The organism is Colwellia sp. 6M3, from assembly GCF_014077595.1.
Lineage (GTDB): Bacteria > Pseudomonadota > Gammaproteobacteria > Enterobacterales > Alteromonadaceae > Cognaticolwellia.
Genome location: NZ_JACGWF010000207.1, coordinates 1 through 619, shown reverse-complemented (window position 1 = coordinate 619; position 619 = coordinate 1). Strand labels below are relative to the sequence as shown.

At 36.8% G+C, this 619-nt stretch carries 1 protein-coding gene and 1 pseudogene; both read left to right on the top strand.

Features of this window, described 5'->3' with window-relative positions; genetic code table 11:
- A partial coding sequence (locus H4J50_RS19040; protein WP_182257708.1) for a gamma carbonic anhydrase family protein occupies window positions 1–381 on the top strand: 381 nt, incomplete at its 5' end.
- A gap of 114 nt (window positions 382–495) precedes the next feature.
- Window positions 496–619 (top strand): annotated as a pseudogene (locus H4J50_RS19740) (gamma carbonic anhydrase family protein); the annotation flags it as partial.

The window sequence follows — 619 nt, the reverse complement described above, 5'->3', positions numbered from 1 at the left end:
AGTATTAACATTGGTGAGCATACTAATATTCAAGACGGTTCCATTTTGCATGTTGATGCTCAATATCCAATGACGATTGGAAATAAGGTCACCGTAGGCCATAAAGTTATGCTACATGGCTGCACTATTGGAGATAATACATTAATTGGTATGAATGCTGTTGTACTCAACGGCGCTAATATTGGCAAAAATTGTTTAATAGGCGCGAACAGTTTAGTCACAGAAAATATGCAAGTGCCAGACGGACACCTTGTTATAGGCTCTCCAGCTAAAATTATTAAACCACTTGATGAGTCAACCCGCGAAATGTTTACAAAATCTGCTATGCACTATGTTGAAAATGGCGAACGCTATTTAAAAGAATTACAGCAAGTAGATTAGCCACCATGTTTTTTGTCTGAATTGATTTAATTGTTAAAGTGTTAAAGCTAAAAAATTCAGACAATTACCTTCCTCGCTAAGAGCTCACTTGTAAGCGATATCAATATACAGAGTATTAACATTGGTGAGCATACTAATATTCAAGACGGTTCCATTTTGCATGTTGATGCTCAATATCCAATGACGATTGGAAATAAGGTCACCGTAGGCCATAAAGTTATGCTACATGGCTGCACTA